The following is a 2,860-nucleotide window of genomic DNA, read 5'->3' as shown; positions in this document are numbered from 1 at the left end:
GATCATGGCTGTTCAGCCACAACGGGCTGCTGGCGGGCTGGCCGGCGTCCGCGGCGGGGCTGGCCCGCGTGGAGCCCCTGCTGGCGCTGGAGGCGATGACGGACTCGGCGTTCCTGTGGGCGCTGGTGGTGGAGCGGCTGCGCTCGGGGACGGCACCGGACATCGCCCTCGCCGCGACGATCGACGCCGTCGAGGCGGCCGGCGGGACCGGCCGGTTCAACTTCCTGCTCACCGACGGGCGCACGATCGTCGCGACGACCGCCGGGGACACGCTGTGGTATCGGCGCGCGGACGACGGCGTGACTGTCGCCTCGGAACCCTGCGACGACGAACCAGGCTGGGCCGAAGTGCCCGACCGCCAACTGCTCACCGCCGCACCGTCGCAGGTGACGGTGCGGCCGCTTAGCTCGCTCAATGAAGGGATCGGAATCCGTTGACCACCGTCGAGCATCGCCTCCCGCCGGACTATCGGGCGCGCACGCTGCGCGCCGATGTTCTGGCGGGACTCACCGCGACTCCCAAGACGCTGCCCCCCAAGTGGTTCTACGACGCGCAGGGCAGCGCGCTGTTCGAGAAGATCACCGAACTCCCCGAGTACTACCCCACCCGCGCCGAGCGCTCCATTCTGCGCGCCGTCGCCCCCGAAGTCGCCGCCGAGTCCGGCGCGCAGGTGCTGGTGGAGCTCGGCTCCGGCTCGTCGGAAAAGACCCGGCTGCTGCTCGACGCATTGCGCGACCGCGGCACGCTGCGCAGCTACGTGCCGGTCGACGTGAGCGAGTCGGCACTCGTGGCCGCCGGTGACGCGCTCGCTGCCGACTACCCGGACCTCGCCGTGCAGGCGGTCGAGTCGGACTTCGAGGAGTCGCTCGGGCTTCCGTCGCCCAACGGCGACGGCCGGGGTCCGCGGCTCGTCGCGTTCCTCGGCTCCACGATCGGGAACATGGTGCCCGCGCAGCGGGCCGCGTTCCTGTCCCGGGTCCGGTCGCAGCTGCGCCCAGGCGACACGTTCCTGCTCGGCACCGACCTGGTTAAGGACCCGGCGATCCTCGTCGCGGCCTACGACGACTCGGCAGGCGTGACCGCCGACTTCAACAAGAACGTGCTCGCCGTGCTCAACGCCGAACTCAGCGCCGACTTCGACCTGGACGCCTTTGAGCACGTCGCGGTCTGGGACCCCGAGCGCGAGTGGATCGAGATGCGGCTGCGCTCGACGGCCGTCCAGCACGTGCTGGTGCGAGACCTCGGGCTCACCGTGACATTCGCTGACGGCGAGGAGATGCGCACCGAGGTATCCGCGAAGTTCCGCCGGGCAGGCGTCGAAGCGGAGCTGGCCGCGGCCGGCTTCACGATGCGCTCCTGGTGGACGGATAGCCCGGGCCAATTCGGCCTGTCCCTGTCGACGCCCGCCTGACCGCCTCGATTTGTTCCTGATTCCTGTCGTCAGAGCGGCGAACGGTAAGTCGCCAAACGGCCGACGCCCCTCCCGCAGACTCACTATTGCAGCCGGTGGCAGTGGCAGCAGGTCAGTGCGGGCCTGCGGGCTGGGCGTGGCGCGGCAGCAGCGGGATGGCTAGGCAGCTGAGCACGCCGAGGGCGATGACCGTGAGCAGGCTGAGGGTCATGGCGTGCGCCGGGCCGCCGGCTAGCGCGCCGAAGTAGATGGTGGTGATGACGGCCGGGCCGATCGCGTTGGCCAGCTGCTGGACCGAGCTGAGCGAGCCGCTGGCGCTGCCGGCCTCGGCCCGGTCAATGTCGCCGATGGCAGTGTCGTAGATGGTGGAGAACGTGGCGCCCATGCCCAGGCCGATGAGGGTCATGGCCGGGGCGAGTTCGGCCGCGCTGGCTGCCGTGCCGGAGTGCGCCACGATGGCTGCCAGCACGGCTACGCCGCCCACCGTCACCACGATGCCGGCCAGGCTGAGCCGACGGCCCAGCCTGGTGACCAGGTTCCTGCAGGCCACCGACGCGATGACGATCCCGACGGCGGCCGGGGCGAACCCGGTCACCGCGGCCCGCTCCGGGCTGTATCCGGCCCCTCGCTGCAGGAACAGCGAGACCGCGTAGAGCAGCCCGGCCACGGTGGCGAAGAAGACCAGGCCGAGGATGAGCCCGGCGGTGAAGCCCCGGTTGCGAAGCAGCGACGGCTTGATCAGCGGCGCCGCCGCAGTCCGCTGGCGCTGGGCGAAGGCGGCGAAGAAGATCACCCCGGCGGCCAGGGCTGCGACCGGCGCGGCAGTCCACCCGTCGGTGGACCCCTGGATGAGGCCGAACAGCAGGCCCAGCATGCACGCCGCGAGCAGCGCCGAGCCCAGGGCGTCGATGCTCACCGCACGGTCCCCGACGTCGTGCGGCAGTAGCCTGAGCCCGGCGGCCAGCCCGGCCGCGCCCAGCACGATGTTGATCAGGAACATGGTCCGCCAGCCCAGCCCGAACAGGTTGGCGTCGATCAGCAGGCCGGCCAGCAGCGGACCGCCGACAGCCGACAGCCCCAGGACCGGGCCGAAGGCGCTGAACGCCTTGCCGATGTGCTCGCGCGGGAAGACCGAGCCCAGTATGCCGAAGCCCTGCGGGATCAGCAGCGCGCCGAACGCGCCCTGGACCAGCCGGGCCACGATGATCGAGGGCGGATCCCAGGCCAGGCCGCAGGCCAGCGAGGCTGCGGTGAAGCCGGCGATGCCGATCAGGAAGGTCCGGCGGCGGCCGTACTTGTCGCCCAGCCGCCCGCCGGGGACCAGCAGCACTCCCAGGGCCAGCGCGTAGCTGGCGCCCAGCCACTTGATCAGCCCCGGACCGCCGTGCAACGAGGAGCTGATGGTCGGCGCGGCGATGGTGGTGATGGTGGAGTCAAGCAGGTCCATGA

3 protein-coding genes are annotated in these 2,860 nt (G+C 71.4%); 2 read left to right on the top strand and 1 reads right to left on the bottom strand.

Features of this window, described 5'->3' with window-relative positions:
- Together WA805_RS11590 and egtD are read left to right on the top strand one after the other, a co-directional pair.
- The coding region (locus WA805_RS11590; protein WP_425242340.1) for a class II glutamine amidotransferase at positions 1 to 437 on the top strand (437 nt) is incomplete at its 5' end.
- Positions 434 to 1,411, top strand: a complete 978-nt coding sequence (egtD, locus tag WA805_RS11585) for an L-histidine N(alpha)-methyltransferase (RefSeq protein WP_422327055.1) — start codon at positions 434 to 436, stop codon at positions 1,409 to 1,411. The genes WA805_RS11590 and egtD, both read left to right, overlap by 4 nt.
- A 112-nt stretch (positions 1,412 to 1,523) precedes the next feature.
- On the opposite strand, the gene WA805_RS11580 is transcribed toward egtD, so the two are convergent.
- A partial coding sequence (locus WA805_RS11580) for an MFS transporter (RefSeq protein ID WP_425242339.1) occupies positions 1,524 to 2,860 on the bottom strand: 1,337 nt, incomplete at its 5' end.

The organism is Trebonia sp. (genome assembly GCF_049794275.1).
GTDB lineage: Bacteria > Actinomycetota > Actinomycetes > Streptosporangiales > Streptosporangiaceae > Trebonia.
This window is presented reverse-complemented; position numbering and strand designations above follow the sequence as displayed.